This is a genomic window from Chroococcidiopsis sp. [FACHB-1243] (assembly GCF_014696895.1).
GTDB lineage: Bacteria > Cyanobacteriota > Cyanobacteriia > Cyanobacteriales > Chroococcidiopsidaceae > Chroococcidiopsis.
This window is the reverse complement of record NZ_JACJQX010000040.1, coordinates 21,695-45,772: the sequence shown is the minus strand read 5'-3', so window position 1 is coordinate 45,772 and position 24,078 is coordinate 21,695. Positions and strand designations below refer to the sequence as shown.

Genomic DNA, 24,078 nt, shown 5'->3' with positions numbered 1-24,078 from the left:
GGTAATACACGCAATTTGTGCTAGTCCCTCAATGCAGAGTAGCGAGACTGCTGTGACACGAGTAGCGATCGCATTGTCTAAGAGTGAAGGGACGCTCCTACTCTGAAAAGTTGATTATCGATCGCCAATGACGGCAGGAAGGAATTTCTATCATGATGAATCATGTTATCGATGCCAAACTGACAACGCAAAGCCTTACCTTCCGACCTGGAAACCCCGTTACTTTTGGGGTTGTAGCGATCAACCGTAGCGAACAATTTGCAGCTTTTGAACTGGAAATTTTAGCCGCAGCAGGCGATCGAGAATCTTGGTATCGTCTCTCACCTGAAGTTTCTGCCGCTAAACCACCAGGCGATCGCACTGAGTTTCAGGTAGAAATTTTAGCCTCGCCAATAGCCTATTTTGTTGGCGATATCAATCTAACGGTCAAAGTTTCTTCGCCACAATTGGCAACAGAACGCAGGCTAGTATTACGCCTCACCGTAGAGCCAGGAGAAAAAGCACCTTTATTAAGCGTAACTTTACCCAGACAACGGTTGCAAGTTTATCCTCGCAATACCATTGACATTCCCGTAGAGGTGGAAAACTTAGGATTGCGTTCAACTGAAGTTGTTCTAGACTTGAAGGATATAGACATCACATGGACAGTCGGCACTGCCGAACGACGCTTGCAGCTCGAAGCAGGTCAGCAAGCAGAGATTTCCTTTCAATGCCGTCCACCTGGAGCTAGTCAAGCCGCCAGCCAGGACTATCCATTTACAGTCGTTGCCAGAAATCGAGAAGGAGCGACAGTAAGTACCGCAGGTATTTTAGAAGTCTTACCAGTAGGATTTGTGCAATTTGAGGTACAGCCCTCACAGCAACGGCTACCAGCAAAGAGCAGCCAGCTGCGACACTGGTTATCTAATATTGCCATATTTCAATTACAGTTTAAAAATGCCAGTAACCTCTTGCAAAAAGTGGCGATCGAATTGCGGGGAAAAGATTGTCAATCCTGTCAGTTCCAAGTCGATCCTGAAAATGCAGATCTGCCATTGGCAACAGAGACATCAGTAAAATTGAGCGTAAAAGTCAAACGCCCTTGGATTGGTCGGGTTAAACGCTTACAGATTGAAGCTAAAGCCTGGTTATCTAATCAGATATTAGGCAGCACAGATCCAACGACTCAAGTATTGACGCTAAAAGTGTTTCCGATTGTGCCAACGTGGTTGCTTCTCATCTTGCTGGCTTTGTTGTCGGCTTTGTTAGCTGTCATCTTACAACCATCAATTTCCCATCTCGCTACAGTTAATGTCGTCCGCTTTAGCGGTACGAGCGGTCGTTTTCCCCTAGTCTTGAGCGGCGCTGACGATTGTACGATTCGCAGTTGGACAACCGCCCCAAGTTGGCTATTTGCCAAGCCAGAAACGCTTCGTCCCCAAGGTGAATTGGCTGAGGATTTCTTAAACACGGTTTGTAGTAGTCGCAAACCCGAATCCAAAGGGTTACTAGCAGTACTAGGACAAGCTGTGAGAGCGCTGGAACTGATCCCAGTGAATAATAACCAAGTTTTTGCTGGCTTAGAAAATGGTGAGATTCAAGCGTGGGATGTGAATACGGGACGCAAGCAATATAGCCTGAAAGATAGCAAAGATAAAACAGGCGATCGCGTCCTCTCATTGGCATTCACCCAAAATTCTCGCTATTTATACAGCGGTTATGGTAGCGGTACTGTGCGCAAGTGGCAGATTCCGCCTCGCGGTCAATCTGGCTCTAATCCGCAGCCGTTTACTCCCCCCGCTCCCTTTCAGTTTCAAGTCTGGGCGATCGCCTTAAGTCCAGACGAAAAAGTACTTATCAGTACGGGACAATTCAAACGCTTACTGCATTGGGATCTCAGTCAACCAGGAAATCCTCGCCCTACTCAAATCTCGCTTTCATCTCAGTTTGGGAATCAGGGTGAAAATGACTTTTTCTGGAGTATTGCCTTTGCCCCAAAATCTCACTTGTTGGCGACTGCTGATTCGGATGGTTATATCACTCTTTGGGACTTGCAAAAATGCCAAATGATGAAATCCAATTATTTGAAATATCCTAGCTCACAACTGCCACAGACCAAGTGTGAAATCTCCGATCGCTGGCAAGCATCTCCAGCAGATGTGAGAAGTATTCGCTTCACCCCAGACGGGCGGCGGCTTGTCAGTGCAGGAGATGACGGACAAATTGTTGCCTGGGCGATCGCCGAAAACAAAAAGCACGATCCGACTCAAAAGCAGATTGTCGCTAGCCTCTCTCGGAGAATCGCGTCTATCGATCTGGTGGCAAACCAGCAGAGAACGTTAATTGCCAGTGGTGGAGAAGATTTTCAAGTCAGGCTGCATTTGCTCAAATAGGAATTGCTCGATATGTTTGCTACTCAAACTCCCTTACAAATCATTCTCAATCCGGTTGACGCTCAAGCAGGGTTTCCTGGAGAAACGCTAGAACTTCACGTTATTGCGATCAACCAGGGCGATCGCGGCGCGGCGATCGATATTTTTTTAGATCGAGTTTCCCAAACCCTCAGCCAGTGGTGTCCTAATACACAGACACGCCTTGCGCTCGACCCGCAACAAAGCGGCGAAGTGACGTTTCAGTTTCAGATTCCCTTTGAAGCACTTCCAGGAACGTATGACTATACCTTAGTAGTAGATTCCCCAGAACACTATTCTGAAGATACGCCGATTCAGTACCCGCGTCAGCTCCAAGTTTTAGTTAAAGAGCGAACAGTCACGCGATTCCACGACCCTACCTTTACTCTTACGCCTACTACCAATCCCGATCGCCCTTTACAAGTGCAGCCAGGGCGATCGCTACAGCTACTCGTTACAGTCAAAAATCGTGCCGATCGCGTCGATCGGTTTTATTTAAATTGTTTTGACGCAGACGAAGACTGGTTTACTGTCAAGTATTCACCACCTGAATTTCAGGAATCTGGGCTGGTAGTAGCAGCAGATGGACTAGAGTTAAACCCAAACCAGCAAGGACAAATTATCTTCGATCTCCATTTGCCAGAAGACACGCCAGCGGGACAATACTCCCCGACAGTGCAACTGAAATCAACCAACGATGCGGATCTGGTTTTACTCGATTTGGTGTATTTGCAAGTACCAGCCGTATACTCGCTAGGCGTAGAACTAGAAACAATTTTGGGTAGAGTCAGCCACAAACCAGGTCAGTATCAACTGCAACTGACGAACCAGGGAAACTTATTGCGGCAGTTAAAAGTTAGTGCCAAAAGTCAGGATGAGGATGAATTTTGTAGATATATCTGCGAACCTTCACCCGTGCAACTGCCGATCGGTATGCGGAGAGATATCAATATTAGCGTTAAACCGATTCGCTGGTGGCAACGACCCCTATTTGGCTCTGGGCTACAGCTCCCATTTCAAGTAGAACTTCAAGACTTAGAGGGATTACCCATACCAGAAAAGCTACCGCAAGGGATGCTCGTGTGGAAAAGTAGACCTTGGTGGCAATTTCTGCTACTTCTCTTAGGATGTTTCAGCTTAGTTTCTGGGTTGGGATTTGCGATTTGGCTGATATTTTTCCAGCCTGTCTCTCCACCAGAATTGACTGAGTTTAGCACGGATAGCCCGATTTATACTGAAGGAGGGAGAGTGCGCCTAAACTGGAAGATTCTGAATGCCGATCGCTTAGCACAACTTACATTAGCAACCACTAAGGATGGAGTTTCCAATCCAACACAACGCTTCAATTTAAATAGACAACTACCCCAAAATTTGAGCCAATTTTGCCAATTTCAGAACCGCATTTTGGATTGTCGTAACTTCATTACAGAAGCACGGTTAGCAGGAAAGTATAGCTTTAGCCTGCAACTTTTACCACAAAATTCTAATACAACGATCGACAAACAGCTAAATGTTGAGATTAAGCCAAAACCTTTACCACAAGTTGTCAGCTTTTCATCAAAACAAGCTCAATATCAGCAAGGCGATCGCATATTGTTAAGTTGGAAAGTGAAAAACTTTAGTCAAATGAGGCAGTTATTAGCGATCGGTAAGAGTGACAATGGTGTTGCGATCGCTCCTACAACTTTCAACTTTAATGGCAAGATTCCTCAAAATTTGCGCCAAAATTGTCCGCAACTGCTCAATGATGAATTAACCTGTAACGATGTACCCGTGAATCTTCCTGCTACACCAGGCGGGTATACACTTCAATTACAGCCTCAGTCCAAGAATCGACAGCAACCTCAACTTTCAGAAACAATTAAGGTTCAAGTCATAGCTGTAGCACCAAAAATTATTTCTTTTACCCTCAATGGTAAAACTCCGCAACAGTCTCCTACTGTGTTTTTGAAAGAGGGACAAAATATTACTTTGAAGTGGCAAACTAAAGGCGACGATCTCAACGTATCATTAGATCCTTTTGGTAATGTGACGGCTAGCGGTTCCAGTACGCTGAAAGCCACGACAAATTTATCTCAAATTGTTCTCACCGCCACTAACAACCAGCAACAATCTGTTAAACAAGCGTTTCTCGTACAGGTTCAGCCTGCACCCCCAACTCCCACCCCCTCACCAACTTCTCTCGCTCCAGCTTTTCCTTTTCCACAGCCTGTCTCCCCAAATTTAAAAGCTCCTAAAAAATAGTGAAGACTTTAATAATTTGGATCTCGTCATCTTTTGTTTCTTATCTAATACCTTAAATCAGACTGCATCTTTAGAAAAATCATGGCGGACAAAACACTCAGTTTAAATCGCAGGCTCAAGCTAGTTTCAGGCTCAAATCCGCTAAATTTGAAGGGTAGATCTAGTACTGATAACTCTCAAAAGCTGCGTGATTTTTTGCAATTTCAATTAGAGCAGTTAACGGCTCAATCGGCAATTGCTTGGGCGCAAATTATCTATATCGATCCCCTTTCTGGAGCGCGGCGACAAGTGGTAGCAGCAGAAACCCTCCTACCTTTTTCGCCAGATCTATTATCCGATCTACGTTCGGAAACCTGGTTAGTGGAATTTCCTCCAGCTTTTTCACTGCTTCAAATCGTTGGCGATCGCCTGGAAAATACCGTCGTGTATTTTTGTCCGTATGGTTATCAACAGCAGCAATGCCAGTATCTTTTGATTGTAGCGAAAGACATTCTCTCTCTCAGTTGGCAGCAATATATCCAACAAACAGCAGTGTTAGTTAGCGAATATTTAGAACGTCATTTAGAATCTTTGCAACAACAGCATCAAATTAAAATTTTAGAACAAATTATTCAACGGGTAGGACATCAGTTACGCCAACCACTCAGTTTAATTGGATTATATGCCGAAAATCTTTATCGCAGTTTAACACGAGGTACTTTGCAGGATCGGGCAGCTATTATCCGCGAAACAACTCAAGATCTAGACAGAAATTTAACAGAACTGATTTACTGTAGCGACTCTGAAACTTTGCGATTCACCCTACAAGATTTACAGGGTTTAGTTGTCGAAAGCCTTCAAGGTTTTCAGGCTTGGATTGCCGAAAAACAAATACAAATCCGCTATCCCGATACTTCAGTTGTCTTGAGCCTCGATCGCTTACAAATGAAGCAAGTTTTCGATAACTTACTCAGTAACGCCATCCACTTTAGTCCAATTGGCAGCACGATCGCGATCGGCTGGCAGGTATTTCATAGCGAAGTGCTGATTTCCATAGCTGATGAAGGCACGGGACTGTCACCAACCGATTTGCAGTATTTATTTACTCCATTTTATTCTCGCCGTTCTGGAGGCACTGGTTTAGGACTAGCGATCGCCCAAAAAGTGGTACTGGCTCACCAAGGAAACCTATGGGCAAAAAATTTGCCTGTCAAAGGGGCAGAATTTTCACTGATTCTCCCGCGTTCTCTCACATCAACTTAACGCTAACAACTTTCTCTTGTTCCCCCCTTTCATAAGGGGGGTTAGGGGGGATCTTTCCATAGATGGCATTTCTGCGATCCCCCAACCCCCTTAAAAAGGGGGCTAAAAAAAGCCGCACATGGCGTAACTTAGCTATTAGAGGCAGTTATTATGTTAACTCGCTCGGGACAAACAAAAACTTTATCAATTTTGCTCGTTGAAGACGACCGACGCTTTCGATCTGGGCTACGAACGCTACTCGATCTTTATCGAGCAGAACACGGTGGAAGTTGTACCGTAGTTGGAGAAGCCAGTAGCGTAGAAACAGCCATATCTTTAACAACACAGCGACATCCCGACCTGATGCTACTGGATATGGAACTAGAATATGGTGATGGAATAGCAGTACTGCGGCAGCTACAAGAAAGGCAGGCGCAAGTTAAGCCACTGGTGCTGTCAGCCCATCAAGAGGATTACTGGATTTATCGCGCCATGCAAGCTGGAGCAATGGGTTACGTGTTCAAGCCACAGTTAGCCCAGCAGCTATGGGATGCCATTGTCACCGTGTTACGAGGTGAAGTATACCTACCTGCTGCGGTGGCTACACGGTTTTTTCGCCAGTTTCAAGCTTCCCATGCTACTTCCCCTACTCCAGCCGAAACCTGTCAACTGTCGAATCGAGAAGTAGAAGTCTTGCTGTGGTTGGTACGAGGCGCATCCAACGAAGCGATCGCCAAACAACTCTATATCTCAATTGCCACCGTTAAGGCGCACCTGACCAGCATTTTTGAGAAATTACAAGTTACCAGTCGCACCCAGGCGATCGTGACGGCGATGAAACTAGGACTGGTACAACCGTAGATAATTCACGCAATTTAATTTCCGAGCAATTTAATTTCTGAGATTTGATTCCCCTATGCCTACCGATCCTTATGCTCGAAGCTATCGCTGTTGGCAAAATGCACCTTTAAGTTGCGATCGCCCCTTGAAAACAGCTCAGGAAGTGCCGAACGCCAAATTTTGTTTGGAATGCGGTTTTCCTGCTACTTTACCAAACCAGGCAGAAATTCGCGGTAGTCGGGATGTCTATCGCATTCTGGAGTTCGTGCGATCGCAGGGAATGGGACGCTTGTACAAGGGCGTTCAAGTCAGTGATGGTCAGCCAGTGGTAATTAAAGAATACTTGTTACCGAGTCGGTATTTTAACGCCGAAGAAGCCGAGCAGCGAAAAGCCAAGTTTACGCAGATCGCAGGAATGAGTCCGGTCAACGATCGCTCGCCAGATTTTCGCTCGATCTTGCCTTGGGAAGCGATTGCCGATCGACAAGGCGATCGCTGTCACCTCGTTACTTTGGGTAACATAGCTGCCGCTCCCAATTTAAGTCAAGTATTGCAACAAAACGGGGCAATGCCACCGGAGCGAGTGCGTGACTTGCTGGCTCAAGTCCTGCAAACCTTACAATTTCTCCACGCTCAGAAATTCCGCTTACCGTCTGGGCAAGTGCGAGGGGGAATGGCTCACGGCAATCTCAGCTTGGAGAGTTTAATCGCAACTGAAAATTCCTACATCTATACCTGCGACCTCGCTGCTTGGGAAAGGCTATTCGACCCTCCTCCTAATACATTTCCGATTCCAGAACCAGCGCAAGATCTCGTGGCTTTAGGTCATATTGCTTTCTATCTGGGGTTGGGACGAGCTAAGGAGCCAACATCGGAGCGATCGCCCGATCTACGCAACGTGCAGCTTTGGTCTAAGACCGATCCAGCCTTAAGAGAATTTCTTTACCATTTGATAGGACTAGAAACTCCTTTTTCCAGTGCAGAAGCAGCACGTCAGGCGTTGTTACAACTTCCAAACCCCAAGACGACAACGACAACAGCGCCACGTACGCTCGAAGGTAAAAGTTTCGGGAGGCGACGGTTACTCTGGCTGTTAGGGTTGCCGCTTTTACTTTTTCTAGGAGGACTTTTGTGGCTAGTGCGATCGCAGTTCAATCGGGAAGAGGAGGCTAATTTTGCTGAATTTCAGCGTTTGGTTCCTAGCTTTAACGATCTCAATACGATCCAAGCTGGTAAATATCCCTATACAGCAGAACGAGATAGTACTTGGACGACTGTTGTGGGTAAAAGACCTTTGAGCGATCGCTCCCTCAACGATATCTTGACTCGTCCTCGCATGGATATTGCTGCTAGCTTTATTCATACGAAACCAAAATCCTCAGGTTCTCCGCTTAAAACAGTAACAGAACAGAATAACCAAGCAAACTTTGCGATTACGAGCTTAATAGATAATTTACCTCCCGCGCTCAACAGCGAGCAGATTGCCTATGATGGTTTACTCGTATTTGTACCTGCTTACAAAGCTCAAAATCTTCCTGCTGCTTTACAGGGAGAAATTAGTCTTGACGATTTGCAAAAAATTTTTACAGGTCAGGTGAAGAATTGGCAAGAACTTAATCCCAATCTGCCTAATCTCACGATTAAACCCTATCGACCGCTAGAACCAGAAGCTTTAAAATTGTTTGCACAAATTGTTTTAAAAGACGATCCACAGCTAATTGCTAAGTTTAATCAGATAAAACAACGCTCAACCTTTCAGACTTTAAGAGCAATTGATTTCGCCGAAGAGCAAGGGCAGCAATTAGAGGCTGGTACGATTAGTTTTGGTACGCTCGTGCAAACATGGGATCAGTGTAAGGTGTATCCTCTAGCTTTAGTGCAGGGAAACGCGAAACCCGTGCAAGCTTTACTACGAGAGACAACTGACAACAAGCTCGTACCCATTACTGAGGATGATAACTTATGCCAGGAGAAAAAGCCTTTCCCCAATGTCGAAGCATATCGCCAACGAACTTACCCCTTGGGTTTTCCCCTAGCGATCGTTTATCCTAACGATAACAGCCTTCTTGGTTTTAAATCTGCTCCGATGTTTGCCGATTTGCTCAAGACTCGTGACGGACAGTTTCTCTTACAGCAAACCGGACTCGTACCACTCCAACCGATCCCTAGAGACTATCAGCCTTCTGCGTCCCTTCCCTAACTATCCGATCTATGGCGAATCGTTGCCCCGAACCTAGCTGCGTCTTTTTTAATCGGATCTTGCCCAACAACGCCAAGGTCTGTCCCATGTGTGGTACTCCTTTAGGATCGGTGGGTGAATCTCAAGCTGCTTCTCAAGCTGCTTCAATGCCTGCGACTCAACCATCCACTGCTCAACCTCAACCACCGCCACCCGTCAAATCGAATTCCCTCCGTCCCCAACTGAAGTTAAGTCATCCTAGCGGCAAAGATTTTTATTTATCTGGAGAAACAGGGATTGTCGGTCGTCGCAATCGCGCCAGCGATAAGGCTCCAGAGATCGATTTAAGCGGACTTCCCGATGAAGGGGTAGTTTCTCGCGCCCATGCCCGCCTTGCCTGGGATAAATCGCAACACGCCTACACGATCGTCGATAGTAGTCGTAATGGCAGCTACCTCAATGGCAATCTACTCACCCCTGGCTCATCCTATCGCCTCAATCATGGAGACGAATTGCAACTCGGTCAAAATCAGCTAGTACGTCTCAAAGTTTTATTAGTGCAACCGATATGACGCATTTGCCAAGCGATCTGCTCGATATACTGGAGTGATACAGTAATGAGTTCTCCCCCACAAAATAATCCTTGGATCGATCGCCTAGTTGGTGAGGGCGATCGCTACCGCATATCAAAATGTCTCAGTATAGGTGGGATGGGAGAGGTTTACTTGGCAATAGATACCAAGTTGAACCAACCAGTGGCGTTGAAGCTGCTGAAGGAATCGCTAGCAAAATCGACAGAGATGTATCAGCGATTTCAGCGCGAGGTGGAGCTGTGTACGGCTCTCAACAGCGAACATATTGTCAAGATTTTAGATTTTGGCACTACCCCAGAAGACTTTCCTTTCTACGTGATGGAATATCTAGAAGGAGAAAGTCTAGGACAACTGCTTCAGCGACAAAAGCGGCTGAGTGTCAAGCGCACGGTAGAGATTATGAGACAGGTTTGTGCGGGTTTGCAACTAGCTCACGCTGGAGTCGTGCTGAAGGGCAAGCGAGTGAAGATCGTACATCGGGATCTCAAACCAGACAATATCTTTTTAGTCCCAACAGCACTAGGGGGGTTGGTCAAGATTCTTGACTTTGGTATTGCTAAAAAAATTCGCGAAACCTTGAGCCAGAGCAAGTATACGATTGTTACGGATATATTTCTCGGCACTTTGCGTTACGCTGCTCCAGAGCAAATAGCCATCTCGCAAGAAATTGACGGACGGGCTGACATCTATAGTTGGGGAATCATTTTTTATCGAATGCTCAGCGGCTCCGATCCTTTTGGGCTTGGCTCCCAAACACGGCAGATCGATGATGCTACTTGGGCAAAAGCCCATACTTCTCAACCACCACAGCCATTGCGATTGCAGCCTGGAGGCGAGCAGATCTCCTCACAACTAGAGGCTTTAGTGCTGAAGTGTTTGCAGAAATCTCCTGAAGATCGTTTTGCAACAATAGCAGACTTGGAGCAAGCCTTGTCAGTGGCGATCGCTGCTAGTCCCTCCGTCACCTCAACGAGTTCCAGCGATACGATCGTTCAATCGCGATCGCCAGCAATATCAGATAGTCCAACCGTGCCTCGGCGAGCGATCCCCTTAGCAAAACCAGAGTCGGTTGACTTTACTACCATTGCTCAGATTTCTGCCGAATCTGCATCAACACCACAAATATCAGACTCTAGCGATCGGGATTCCGATCGCACAATATATCAGGGCGATGCTTCACCTGCACCTAGTTCTCCAGACAGCACAATATATCAGGGCGATGCTTCACCAAGACACAACCAACCCGATGGGACGATCTACCAAGGTGTAGCTTCACCAAGACACAACCAACCCGATGGAACGATCTACCAAGGTGTAGCTTCACCAAGACACAACCAACCCGATGGAACGATCTACCAAGGTGTAGCTTCACCAAGACACAACCAACCCGATCGCACAATATATCAAAGCGTTAGCTCATCGAAACAAAATGACACAGATCGGACGATTTACCAAAAGCAACCTCTCTTGCTGCGCCTTCGGAGAATTTCTCAACAAATACGTAGAGCAGTTCTACGCGCTACATTCAGTTTAAATCGCATCATCAGACGCTTGATTCGCAAGATAGAAGCCTGGATTCGCAGCTGGCGATCGCGTTCCTGAAAGGAAATGTGGCAGTAGTTAAATCAGAAAAGTATTAGTTCGACTTTTGGCTACTTTCCAGTGTAGTAGCTTAATCGTAGCATGAATATAGACATCTCTTTTTATAGTTGAAATATAGTTGAAATGCAGGTAAACCCCTCTGTTTTTTCTCCTAGAAGTATGACTTCTCCGGCAACTTACGTGCCAGTGACTACTAGATTTGATAGTGACATTTTGGTAGCAGCAGAAACATATCTTCGGAATCCAATACTTATAAATCAGCTAACCGAGCGAGTTTACGGTTTATTACTTACAGATCTACAATCTCAGCAAGAAAGACTGAATAATTATCGTAGAACAAGGATATAGAATGCCTAAGACAACTTCCAGTAGTCATGTTAACAATTACATTACGAATAATCATTTTTATATAGAAATAGGTAGCAGTATTGTTGCTTGTTTCTCTGAGTGTTCGGAGCTTGGCGTTCAAATTCAAAAAGACATTTACTTTGAGGGGGGAGTCAACGATCAGCAACGAATTACTCTCGGTCATGCAGAATTTACAGACGTTACTCTCAAACGTGGAATTACAGACGATCCAACTTTTACTCAATGGCTAGGTGAAGTATTTGGGCAAAAAAATAAACGACGTAACGTTAATATTCTCGTATTTAACCAAGCAGGCGAGTTAATGAAAAGTTGGACTCTCATTGGTAGCATTCCCGTAGGTTGGAAAACTTCTACATTACAAGCAGATGGAAACTCTGTAGCGATCGAAGAATTAACACTAGCGATCGAAGGCTTGAAAGTTGGTAAAAGTTCAGCAGGAGGCGAATCAGCCTCACGCGATGCCTCTGGCTTTTTTGCTTCTAGCACATGGAAATAACTAAAATGAATTAAAATGTCACTACAGGAACAAAATTCATCATCCACCAATCAAAAAAAAGATATAACAGGACATAAAGCTATTCGTTCTTTTGGAATTGAGCCTCCCTTTTTGGGAGCAAAAAATCTTTTAATCTCTCTTCAGCCCTTAGTAAAGCTATCTAGTTTCTTATTAACTAGACATCGACAGCCAAGTGACAATTTATTCAATTTTCAACCCTTAATTGACCTATCGCAAACATCATCTACTTTAGTACATGAAGCGACGGAATGGAATAGTGAACTTAATGCTTTAAATTTATTTTCGTCTGATATTTTACGAGACAATGAGAGTGACAAAATAGTTACCAAAAACAGCATTGTATATCAAAAATTATTGTCTTCTAAAGTTAGTGTAGTTGACGAAATAGCAAGCGATCGCGCTGTGGTGAATGCAAAAAATCAAACCTCACCTCAAAGACAAAAAAAGAAACAAAATAAAAAAGCAACACAGTCTAAATCTAGAACAAAAGCCACAGCGAAAAAAACAACTGCTCGATCGACGACAGCGCCAATTATCGAACAAGTTCCTACTATCGACTCAAGCCCCCAATTGCAACATCAACTGCAAGCAAATACAGATTTTGCCTTGGCACAGCAAGAGGTATTGCCAAGGACAACAGAAGATATAAATAAGCAACAAGATCGGAAAAGTAACGACTTGGATGTAGGGTTTTCCCTACAATCAAGCGATCCTAATCAAGGAGACGAAAGAGAGAAAGATAATGTAGAATCTGAAATTACAAATGCGATACCTGCCAACCTAGACAGAATTTTAGAGCCTGACACAACAACTTCTGTCCCACTAGCACCGACAAGTGAAATTAGCGATCGCGGGCTAACATTACCTGATGATACTCTTATTCCTAGCAACATCGAGCAGAGCATAGAGACACAGCCGCATATTGTTAGCGATCGCATCCCATCTTCCCCAGCGAACGATCCTCTTTCTTCCTTAGAAAGTATTCCGCAACCCGCCTCACTTGCACCAGCTTCCCGTACAGAGAATACCTCAGCTCAACCCGCTCAAACCATACTCCCAGCAGTTCCTACACTGCCAAATAGTGGCTCAGAAATTACGCCAGTTCAAACAAAGTCAATAATTGCATCAGGGCAACCAGAACTACAACCCACAGAGCCAAGCGTACCTGACTTTACTCCTGTGGCTCAAAAAGTCATATCTCCTGATATTGCTCAGCAGGGTGTAGATACAGAACTACTCGTCGTTAGCGATCGCAACTTCACTGTTCCAGAAGATATCCCAGCTAGCCAGATCGTTCAACCTAATAGCTTGCAACCATCTGGAGAAACAGACAGTCTGATATTACCAACATCTATTCATTCAACACCTATTCATTCCGAGCAGATATCTACTGTAGTTTCAAATACACCACCAATAGAGTCTACGACAATCGCACCTCTAGAAGCAGAAGTTTCCACACCTCAAACCACAGAGTCAAGCCGCTCCATCTACTCTAAAGAGAATACGCCACACTTCCAGCCAGTGACGCTAGAAAATGTACAAGAGCTGCAACAACCAGACGAGCAAAAGATCTCCCCTGCATTAGATAATATTGGGACAGCGAATTTAACTACAGAACATCTGCCCCATAACTCCCCCAAGATTCCCCTCCAGCCTGTCATAAACAAGGAAAGAACGGAGGTGACTACACCGTCAAAAACACAGAATTTAGGAGAATTGCCAGCGTTACAAGTGGGGCAAGATGATACTAGCGATCGAGAGCTAACACTCGATCCAACTCTTTCTGCTCAAGAAGTCTCAAATTCTGACACTGAGACGGGGGTAGAGGCGGAGCCACTTGTCGTTAGCGATCGCTATTTCCCTACTTCAGAAAATCTTCCCAGCGAAATTTTATCTAATCTGGTGCAGCAAGAGCCAGAGCAAAAGACTGAGTTTGAGACTTCTGAATTATTACTGTCGGAAGTACTAGAAAATGATAGTCATGGAGCGATCGAGCCAAATAGCGTTAAATCTGAAGATTTATTCTCCCATCCAGTTGATACATTGGACAAACCTGCACAACAGCGCGATTTGGTTAATCCAACCAGTCAAACATCCACTCCAGAAAACAAAACAAGAGAAAAAGCGACTCAATTCAAATCGACAACCAGAAACACAACTGCTCAAAAAACCTCATCTAATCTGATACAGCAAGTCCCGATTATCGATTCAACCGCTCAAGCACATAGTCAACCGCTAGCCAACAGAGATTTTTCACCTGCACAACCAGAGGAATTGCTCAAGGCAACAACAGAGGTAAGCAGGCAGCAAGACAACCATCAGAGCGATATAGATTTAGCATCTGCGGTTGAACCAAGTATCATTAACAAAAGAGACGAAGCAAAAAAAGACGATCTAGAATCTCAGAGGGCAGATATTATACCTATACCTGCTAGCCTAGACAGAATTGTAGAGTCCGAGCCAACAACTCCTGTCCAACTAGCGCCGACAGGCGAAATTAGCCATCAAGAGCTAACACTAGTTGATAATACTCCTACTCACCCCATGTGCGACTTTTTGCTTAGCCCCCTTTTTAAGGGGGTTGGGGGATCGCAGGACTACGATAATCACGAAAAGATCCCCCCTAGCCCCCCTTGTGAAAGGGGGGAACAAGAGAAAGTTGCACATCGCGTTACTCCTGAAAATATCGCGATTCCTGACAATGTTGAGCCGAGCGTAGAGATAGAAGTTGAGCCGAGCGTAGAGATAGAAAATACCTCTTCTGGCGTGGTTGAGCCGAGTGTTGCTCCTGTTGAAACTCAGCAATCTTCTACAGACACTCCCCGAGCAGGCGATCGCAATTTATCAAGATCTCACCCAGCAGCAGCTACAAGCTTTGAAAATACTATCTCTGCTCAACCAGACATTGCAGCAGAAAGCGAGAGCCTATTTCCCTTTGAGCAGGTTCCGCCTCAAGGCTTAGCGGTTGGGGGACAAGTGCCAACTGTGACTAATCTCAGCCGTAAGCCTATAGCGCCGTCAGATACCGTGCCTGCTATGCTTACTCCTGGAGAATTTGTAGTTAATGCTACAGATGCTCAAAAACATCTAGATATATTACAGCACATTAATCAAGGAGGCTCGGTAGAACACTTGCCTGAGATTTCGACTAAAGTTGAATCTTCAGATACTCCTGTCAAGCCCTCGTTGACACCAAAGCGTTTAGTGCAGCGCCAAATTCATGCTTCCTTACCTGGTGTCGTCAAAACTTTAGTTTCCCCGACTCTACAGTTAGCTGCTGAAGCACAACCTGCTTCTCCTCTCAATCCACTGCAACCCGATCTTTCGGAAGCCCCAAAAAATTCATCTCATCTATCCAAAACTCACTACACCGCAACTGAGTTAATTTATCGCAAACATAATAATCCTAACCCTTCTGCTCCTACCACTTCAATTCCCGAACAGTGGTCTAGCGTTGAAGATTTACTATTGAGCAATTTTGCGGTTGATAATAGCTATGCATCAACTTCCAAGAAAATACACCATCAAAGTTCAGCTACAGTATCTACTCCAGAAACTACTCATCAGAGGACAGTCAAATCGTTTGTGCAACCCAAAGGGTTTGATAAGGGGGGAGAAGTGAGTGCCGATCCATCTACCCCAGCAAAAGCCGTCACCCACACAATAGAAATGCCTACTCCATCCGCAACAAAAGCCGATCCTAACGTTCTGGAAATGTTAGCGCGGGAAATTTATCAACGCCTGCGTCAACGACTGGAACTCGAACGAGAAAGACATGGCTTTTACTCTGGACGTTTACCTTGGTAGTCAATACATCTCGGTTAATGATGCAGAGATCTTGGCGATCCCCCAACCCCCTTAAAAAGGGGGCTTTGTTCCCCCCTTTTTAAGGGGGTTAGGGGGGATCTTGCCTTAACCAAAAAGATTACCTTGGTAATTCTCGATCTAATTTTTGGAGAAAGACAACAATGCCACTTGAGAAAGCGAAACTGATAGTTCATAGTTCTCCCTACAATCCTCAGGCGAGAGATATTGAGTTCATGTTCAATCCCACAGAAATTAGCTTTACGCGAACGGCAAACTGGGAAGACGAGCCTGGTAATCGTGGATCGTCCCTTTTGCCCAAAGTCAATTTTTCTGGGGTTGAACCTTATCAACTGACGCTGAGTAATCTTTTGTTTGATACATATGAAACGAAGATATCAGTAATGCAAAAGTATATCGACAATATCAAACAAGGTGTGAGTGCGCGGGCAACAGCTCCCTCGCGCCCGCCTGTTTATATTTTTGTTTGGAAAAATAAATATTTTCATTGCGTTATAGAAAGCTTAACTTATAAGCTCACGATGTTTCTGACAGACGGTACGCCTGTACGAGCGTTAGTAGACATCACTTTGCGAGAAGTCGATCCAGAAAATCTTCCTGGTGGCAAAGCAACTCCACCTAAGACTCCAAAAACAGCAAATCCACAACACCCCGCTGGTGGTACGGCAACTTCATCTAGCACTCAAAATGCAGCGTCAAAGCCGTCCGGTGGTAAAGCGTCTGCTAACAATAGCCCAAACCTTTACCTATCTGAACTTATTCTGAAACTAGGAGGTGCGATCGCTCCACCTGAGTTGATGAAGGACGTGCTGGAAATTTGTGTAGAGGAAAGTTTGCATTTACCAGCAATGTTTACGCTTGTTATCCATAATACATACCTATCAGCTACCGATCGCAGCGAGGCTTGGCGACACGATCGCTATTTTAAAATAGGCGATCGCATATCAATTGGTTTTACTGCTAGTACCACCGAAGACAGAGCATTTCAAGAAGTATTAAAAGAACCGAGCTTAATTGAAGGCGAAATTACCGCAATGGAGGTGAATTTCGTAGAAGAATCAAAGGCTCATATTGTTGTCCGAGGCTATGATGTCTCCCATCGCTTGCATCGCGGGCGCTACAATCGGTCTTTTACAAATACCACTGACAGCGATATTGTGAAGAAAATTGCCAAAGAGTCCGGGATCAAAATTGGTCAAATCGATCGCAGTGGCACGCCTCACGAATATGTGTTTCAGGAAAATCAAACTAATATGGAATTTCTGCGGGAAAGAGCAGCGCGAATTGGTTTTGAACTGTTCTTGCAAGATAATAAACTCTATTTTCGCCAGCCCAAGAATAATGCATCATTGCAACTAAAGTGGCTAGATGAGATTAATAGCTTTAGCGTTCGTGCCACCAGCGCCCAGCAAGTCAATAGTGTAGAAGTGCGAAGTTGGGACTACTCTAAAAAAACATTAATTAATGAAACTGCTAAAGCCGAGCAAGTAGTTACAACCACGGGTAATGGTAAGGGAAGTAGCACTAGCACGGCATTTAAAGGCAGCAAGCCTCCCAAAATGGTTGTGGTAGACCAACCAGTCGCTAACGCTCGTGAAGCAAAAAAAATGGCTCAAGCTCTCTGCAATGAATTAGGTGGAGAGTTTATCTGTGCTGATGCCAGAGCCGATGGCAACCCCAAAATTCGTCCAGGCAAAGTCGTGCAGTTAAAAGGAATGGGCAATCGCTATAGCGGTAAATATTACGTTACAGAAACCCGTCACTTATACAGCCAAAACATTTACAGCACAGAATTTAGCGTGCGCGGACTGCAAGAGGGCAGCCTACTTTCTACCTTAGCGCCCCAGACGCATCTGCAACCAGGTCAAACTCTCATGGTGGGAATTGTCACTGATAATAAAGATCCCAAAGGCTACGGACGGGTAAAGGTCAAGCTACCAACGCTCAGCGAACAAGATGACAGCAACTGGGCAAGAGTTGTTGGTTTAGGAGCAGCCAAACAGCGCGGATTTTACTGCTTGCCAGAAATCGATGACGAAGTGCTGGTTGGTTTCGAGCATGGAGACATTCATCGACCATACATAATTGGAGGCGTTTGGAATGGCGTAGATAAAACTGTTGAAACTGTAAATGAAACAGTTGACCAAAGAGGTAGAGTTAGGTTACGTACAATCAAGACTCGCACAGGGCACACTATTCAATTTGTGGAAGAGGATAGCCTTAGAACCAAAGCAGGCATTTATATAACAACAGCTGGCGGACACAAAGTGCATCTTAATGACAGCAGAATGGAAAAGTCTGTCATGATTCAAACATCTGGGGGGCATGAGATAAAAATGGAAGACCGCAAGGTGCCTCCAACTATTTCAATCAGTTCTAGAGGAAATCTGTCATTGAGCGCTCGCGGAGAACTGTCATTAGATGCTGGAACAAAAATGACATTAAGCGCTCCAACTATGTTGTTGAATGCTCAAGCACAGATGTTTTTAAGTGCTAATACGAATATGTTGTTAAGATCTCCAGTCGTCGTTGGAATTGCTGCGCCTAGAATTTTGCTTGGCGGTGTTCCCGTACCACCCCCAGCATCAGTTGCTCAGCTAGCGCCACTCATTGCTGCCAGCCAATTGGCAAATATTAAATCGCCCTAGATACTAGCCAGAGCATAAATTTTTGAAGTATCGTTAACTGTCAGTCGCGACAATGATAAGTTCATAACTCAATGTCAGCGATTATTTGAGATAAGCAATTCATTCGACTTTCAGCTAATACAAATATCCGCCCTGTCTGGATATTCTAGATCGCATATCTGGATCGTCAGGATTACCTATATGCCAGAGTTGTGGGACGAGCAACAAGAATACTTAGGTACGGGTTTGACTTTTCCCATACAGTTAAACGTGCAGGGAGAAATTAAGCTCAGCGCCCAAGCTCAGAAAGTCAAAGAATCAATTTGGATTATTCTACGCACCGGACTAGGAGAGCGCGTTTACCGTCCTAACTTTGGATGTCGCCTTGGAGAACTCACTTTCGCTCCCTTAAACACCGATACAATGCTGCGGATTCGCTTATATATCTTGGAAGCACTACAGATTTGGGAACCTCGAATTATTGTTGATGACGTGCGGACAGATCCCGACCCGATTCGCGGGCGCGTGGATATTACTATCGACTATCAGCTAAAAAATTATCCTGACACCTATAGCCTTGTTTACCCGTTCTATCTGGTTTCAATATCGGAGTGATTGTGGAATTTGATTTTTTGCCAAAACTACCTAACTCTAACTTGGACGATCGCACTTTTGACGAATTAGTCGATGAGTGTATCTTGCGGATTCCCCGCTATTGTCCAGAGTGGACGGATCGCAACCCCAGCGATCCTGGCGTAACGCTGATTGAATTGTTTGCCTGGTTGACCGATCAGATGCTAATCCGCTTCAATCAAGTACCCCGAAAAAACTACATTGCGTTTCTAGAGTTATTAGGAATTCGCCTCAATCCTCCTACCCCTGCCCAAACAAACTTAACGTTTTATCTGACTACAGATTTGCCATCAGCTTACACAATTCCCGCAGGGATAGAAGTTGCAACGGAGCGTACCGAAACTGAAGAAGCGATTATCTTTAGTACCGATGAGGACTTAACAATTGGAAAACCAACCCTACGGCACTTCTTAACTGCCTCAACCGCAGAAGATATTCCCCAAACGTTTAGCGATCGCACCAGCCGTTGGGAGCGTTTTGGCGAAAGTGCCTGGTCGGGAAGCGAGCAATTATTGTTTGCCGAACAACCACAACCAGGAAATTGCTTTTATCTCGCGATCGGGTGTGCTGCCAATGTTACGGAGGCAGGGGAGTCACCTGCTGCGTCAGAAGACTGCCTTAACGGTAATGTCCTAGCTATTACTTTTTATGGAGCCAGAGGTACGCCAACTGGCATAGATCCTCAAGCCCCTCCGCGCCGCTGGGAAGCCTGGAATGGTAAACGCTGGCAACCAGTATTATTGAGAGAGTCCTACGATGCAACGCGAGGCTTTAGTTTTAATGAAATTGCCCAACGGGGAGGCGATCTCGAACAAGGGGCTGATGTAATACTCCACTTGCCTCAAACTTTACCTATTACCAACTTTACAACTTACCGAGGATATTGGCTGCGCTGCATTTTAACAGCTCCTCAATCTCATCAACCTGTTTATACCAATTCGCCAAGAGTGACGGGGTTAGCCGTGCGAACCATTGGTGGTACTGTTCGAGCCAGTCAAAGTCTTTTGATTCGCGAAGAACAGCTAGGAATTAGTGATGGCAGATCGGGACAAAGTTTTGAGGTACAATCCCCACCAATTCTCGATCGCCGAGCAGGCGAACATATAGAAGTCACGCCCCCTAGCGGGCTGCCGCAAACCTGGCAGGAGGTTACAGACTTTGCTGACTCTAGTTCCGCAGACCTGCACTATACCATTGATTCTCTGACTGGAACTATTCAATTCGGACCCCTAATTCGAGAGCCAGAGGCGTTGAAACTGCAAACGCCGTCGGGCGATCGCCTGCAAGCATCACCAGCTGAAGAAACGTTCTCAGGTGGTGAATTACAGCAAAAGCTATTAGAGCATCAATATGGGGCAGTGCCACCTCGCGGCTCTGTAATTACAATGGTTGCCTATCGTACAGGTGGCGGGAAAAAAGGAAACGTGCAAGCTGGGACGCTGCGATTTCTCAAGTCAGCAATTCCCTATATTGCCAGGGTCACAAATCATTATCTAGCTCGTAACGGCGCAGATGCAGATTCACTCGATCGCGCTGTGTTAGAAGCGCCTCGGATACTTCGGACTCGCGATCGCGCTGTAACCGCAGAAGATTTCGAGGTCTTGACTCAACGAGCTGGAGCCGGAGCGATCGCCCGCGTCAAATGCTTAAGCGCAAGTGCGAGTCAAAGTGCTGGTCGCGTCAGTTTGTTAGTCGTACCTCAAGCTAATACAGACGCGATCGCTCAAGGACTGGGAATTTCACCGGAACGGTTTGCCCTCACATCGGCACTACAACAACAGGTCATGAACTATCTAGATGAACGCCGCCTACTAGGAGTACAGGTGCAGTTGCAAGAACCGGAGTATGTTGGAGTTGCCGTTCAAGCTGAAGTCGCAATCGAACCAGCATACAACAATCCTACTGCGCGGCGGGAGATTTTGAATCAACTGAAAGTATCGCTCTATCGCTACCTCAACCCTTTGAGCGGAGGTTCAGAAGGGACGGGTTGGCACTTCGGTCGCCCTGTTTATACTTCTGATATTGTGGCTTTGCTACAAAAGACACCTGGAGTGTCCTACTTAGGGACTGTTTTGTTATTTGCCCTGCGACGGCAAGGCGAAACCTGGCAGCGGCAAACCGCTCCAGAACCATTCATCGATCCTGGTTCCTTGGGACTAATTTGTTCTTGGGCAGGCGATCGCCAACGTTTCAGTCATGACGTGAGACAGATAAATGCGTAATTATTTGGTAACTATCAACAGCAGAGATTTTTGACATTTAACTTCTGTACGGGCGGGTTTACCAATCATCTTTGACTCCAACCAGTATCTCAGGTGAACCCGCCCCGACAATTTTTGACTTTTAACTTTTAACTTTTGACTTTTTTCAATTATGATTTCTGCTCTCGATCGGCACGGCATCAGCCTGGAATTAACTCCGATGCAATTGCCTGAAGCTGTTCCTCAGCCAGGTTCGGTGTTAGCGGGGTTTAACGAGCTAGCAACAGCAGCAGTACAGAAGAATCCGTGTTTGGTGCTACATCCAGGAGAGCCTACCCGCATGATACTGCAAGTGCAGAACTGGGAAGTCAATTCCCTGCAACTGCTCTTTTGGGTTGAAGGTAATTTTCCTGCTGATTGGTGTCAGCTTGTACCAGAGACACCAAAACAAGTCATTAACACAATTAATAGGAGTGGCGCATGGCAGGCGATCGATCTAGAGGAGATAGAAATTCCGGCTAAAGGAAAATGGTCGGGAGAACTGCTGTTTCTCATCCCCAACAATTTTTTTGAAGATTGGCAAGCGATTAAATCTGGTAGCAAAAAACGCTTAAACCTTGACTTGCGCGGTTCTCTCTCAGTTTATCAGCGTCGCAGCCACCACCAGCAGCCTGTGCTGGAATTTATGCAGCAGGTGAACTTCGATCTGTACGTGCGCCCTCACAGTAACTATGTCAATTTCCTACCACTACTATACCGAGAAGTAGACTTTATCAACCGCTTGATTAGTATTTTCGAGCAGGCTTTTGAACCTGTGGTCAATAGCTACAGAAGTATGTGGGCAAATCTAGATCCGTTGACTTCTCCACAAGCACTGTTGCCTTTTTTAGCCCACTGGGTAGCTTGGTCTGTAGAACCCCATTGGAACCTCAACCAACAGCGGCGATTAATTCGTCAGGCTATGGAACTTTATCGCTGGCGTGGTACTCGTAAGGGATTGCGCCTTTATTTGCATTTATACACGGGCTTACCCTTAGATGATGACGTTCCACAAGAAGCTAATAAGCATATCAGTATCACTGAACCTTTCGGTACGGGAATGGTGCTGGGAAATTCTCGTATAGGTGAGGATGCTGTATTAGGTGGCGGAAACCCCTATCATTTTGTAGTACGACTAAGATCCGATCGCGATCGCGCAATTGACAAGCAGTTAGTACGGCAAATTATTGACTCCGAAAAACCAGCTTTTTGCACCTACGAATTAATTATTGAAAATAACTCTTAATTAGTAGTTGGTAGTTGGTAGTTGTGCGTGGTGCGTGGTGCGTGAAACACTTACAACTTACGACTTCTCATTACCTATTACCCATTACCCATTACCTATTACCTAATTTTTACTATATGACACGCCCTTTTCCTACTCCACCAATTAACCCTTTTGAACGCCTACAAGTTGCTGACGGGCTACTGATTAATGCCGAACGCTGGCGACACGCCCACAGTTACCACCGTCAGCGCCAGAACGTACACTATCAATCGCTAAATCAACCAGGTATAGTTTGTGGTTTAGGCGTGCGGGCGATCGCCGCTCCCAAGGAAGTAGCTGCTGAGTATCGCAATCAAAGTTGGGTGCAAATTCAACCAGGTATCGCGATCGATCTCGCCGGAAATCCTATTGTGTTGCCAAAACCCTTCAACTTTCGGATTACTACTGAATTGCAAGATTCTGAGCCAGTTATGGTGTACGTAGTGGCGAGATATCGCGATCCAGATGAACTAGAAGCTCAAAAACCGCGTGAAATTGTGCAGGAGATGTTCCGCATTGATGAAAAAAGCTCTCTTCCCGATATTTGGGATGTTGAGTTGTGTCGAATTCGCCTGCAAATTGACAAAAAAGCGATTACCCAACCTGCTGATGCTTTCTTTCCCGGGTATGGCGATATCGATCTGCGCTATCGCTCTCAAGTCCAGGCTCGTCCTCAAGCTTTGCTGCGCGTTGCTCAAGTTAGCCGCGACGATTCTGAATCTAGCCAAAATTTTTTTAACCTCTCCTATCTATTGCAAGCGGTTGAAGCACTTTATTCGCCACTACGAGGAGGAGAAATTATCGATCGCGTAGATTGGACAACCGATCTCCAAATCTACGATCTTTTATATCTTACAGGTAAACAAAAATTATCGCTTGATGCTACCGAATTTAAAGCACTAAAGAGTTATCTTCAATCGGGTGGTATCTTGTTTGTAGATGTGCTATCAGAGGCAACAGAACTAATTGAATCGGTACAATCCTTAGCTGCTCAAGAACTGAAAACTCCGCTCAAGCCGCTAGAGCAATTGCGGCGCGATCATCCTTTACGCACTCGACCATTTTTATTCGCCGCATTACCATTAGTAAGTCAGCAGACGATCCAACTTTTGTGCGGTGGGGGCTTAATCTTAGCGATTGGTAACTTAGGTAGTGCTTGGGGACTAGACGAAGGACTGAGCTTATCGCGAGTCACGATTCGTACTGCTCAAGAGCTAGGAATCAACATTTTACACTACGCCTGGAAACGTCGGCAACTCATGCATCTGCAAAAGGAAGATTATTCAGGACAGTGGTAGGAGATCGTTCGTATCATAGCATTAGTAAGAATTTTCAAGGCGATCGCGCAGTTATCTCAACACCCTATCTTTTTTAGAGAAAGAATTAGCCAGAAGTCGAATTTCTTTTGCTACAAGTTGATGTTTAATAAAGGCATATCTTGTCCTAAGCCCTAATAGCAATTTTCGATTGCGTGCGTAACGTTAGATCGCATACAGCAGAAAATTTTGCATAAATCTAACTATGAACTATT

The 24,078-nt window shown here is 45.4% G+C and carries 15 protein-coding genes; all 15 read left to right on the top strand.

What is annotated here, in order from left to right:
• The first annotated feature begins 152 nt into the window (after window positions 1–152).
• The 15 genes from H6G17_RS25100 (at window position 153) to H6G17_RS25030 (ending at window position 23,845) form a co-directional block, all read left to right on the top strand.
• Window positions 153–2,372 (top strand): hypothetical protein, encoded by a 2,220-nt coding sequence (locus tag H6G17_RS25100; RefSeq protein ID WP_192161303.1) that lies wholly within the window; start codon window positions 153–155, stop codon window positions 2,370–2,372.
• Between the two features lie 12 nt (window positions 2,373–2,384).
• Window positions 2,385–4,634 (top strand): hypothetical protein, encoded by a 2,250-nt coding sequence (locus H6G17_RS25095; RefSeq protein WP_192161302.1) that lies wholly within the window; start codon window positions 2,385–2,387, stop codon window positions 4,632–4,634.
• An 81-nt stretch (window positions 4,635–4,715) separates the two neighbouring features.
• Window positions 4,716–5,876 carry a HAMP domain-containing sensor histidine kinase gene (locus tag H6G17_RS25090; RefSeq protein ID WP_192161301.1) on the top strand — a complete coding sequence of 387 codons (1,161 nt, stop codon included), beginning with the start codon at window positions 4,716–4,718 and terminating at the stop codon, window positions 5,874–5,876.
• A gap of 150 nt (window positions 5,877–6,026) precedes the next feature.
• Window positions 6,027–6,716 carry a response regulator transcription factor gene (locus H6G17_RS25085; RefSeq protein ID WP_192161300.1) on the top strand — a complete coding sequence of 230 codons (690 nt, stop codon included), beginning with the start codon at window positions 6,027–6,029 and terminating at the stop codon, window positions 6,714–6,716.
• 55 nt (window positions 6,717–6,771) lie between these two features.
• Complete coding sequence (locus H6G17_RS25080) at window positions 6,772–8,895, top strand: substrate-binding domain-containing protein (protein ID WP_192161299.1); 2,124 nt, start codon at window positions 6,772–6,774, stop codon at window positions 8,893–8,895.
• Between the two features lie 11 nt (window positions 8,896–8,906).
• Window positions 8,907–9,446 carry an FHA domain-containing protein gene (locus H6G17_RS25075; protein WP_199316987.1) on the top strand — a complete coding sequence of 180 codons (540 nt, stop codon included), beginning with the start codon at window positions 8,907–8,909 and terminating at the stop codon, window positions 9,444–9,446.
• Between the two features lie 45 nt (window positions 9,447–9,491).
• Window positions 9,492–11,069 (top strand): serine/threonine-protein kinase, encoded by a 1,578-nt coding sequence (locus H6G17_RS25070; protein ID WP_192161298.1) that lies wholly within the window; start codon window positions 9,492–9,494, stop codon window positions 11,067–11,069.
• 159 nt (window positions 11,070–11,228) lie between these two features.
• The gene (locus tag H6G17_RS25065; protein WP_192161297.1) at window positions 11,229–11,417 is read left to right on the top strand and encodes a hypothetical protein; all 189 of its coding nucleotides are present in this window, start codon (window positions 11,229–11,231) and stop codon (window positions 11,415–11,417) included.
• Window position 11,418: 1 nt separating this feature from the next.
• Entirely contained in the window at window positions 11,419–11,934 is a 516-nt protein-coding gene (locus H6G17_RS25060) for a phage tail protein (RefSeq protein WP_192161296.1), read from the top strand.
• Window positions 11,935–11,949: 15 nt separating this feature from the next.
• Complete coding sequence (locus H6G17_RS25055) at window positions 11,950–15,762, top strand: hypothetical protein (RefSeq protein WP_192161295.1); 3,813 nt, start codon at window positions 11,950–11,952, stop codon at window positions 15,760–15,762.
• Window positions 15,763–15,923: 161 nt separating this feature from the next.
• Window positions 15,924–18,428 carry a VgrG-related protein gene (locus H6G17_RS25050; RefSeq protein WP_199316986.1) on the top strand — a complete coding sequence of 835 codons (2,505 nt, stop codon included), beginning with the start codon at window positions 15,924–15,926 and terminating at the stop codon, window positions 18,426–18,428.
• 180 nt (window positions 18,429–18,608) lie between these two features.
• On the top strand, window positions 18,609–19,022 hold the full coding sequence (locus tag H6G17_RS25045; protein WP_192161294.1) for a GPW/gp25 family protein: 414 nt from the start codon (window positions 18,609–18,611) through the stop codon (window positions 19,020–19,022).
• A gap of 2 nt (window positions 19,023–19,024) precedes the next feature.
• Window positions 19,025–21,262, top strand: a complete 2,238-nt coding sequence (locus tag H6G17_RS25040; protein ID WP_192161293.1) for a putative baseplate assembly protein — start codon at window positions 19,025–19,027, stop codon at window positions 21,260–21,262.
• A 151-nt stretch (window positions 21,263–21,413) separates the two neighbouring features.
• Entirely contained in the window at window positions 21,414–22,526 is a 1,113-nt protein-coding gene (locus H6G17_RS25035; RefSeq protein ID WP_199316985.1) for a phage tail protein, read from the top strand.
• 23 nt (window positions 22,527–22,549) lie between these two features.
• Entirely contained in the window at window positions 22,550–23,845 is a 1,296-nt protein-coding gene (locus tag H6G17_RS25030) for a DUF4159 domain-containing protein (RefSeq protein WP_347276468.1), read from the top strand.
• Window positions 23,846–24,078 lie beyond the last annotated feature (233 nt).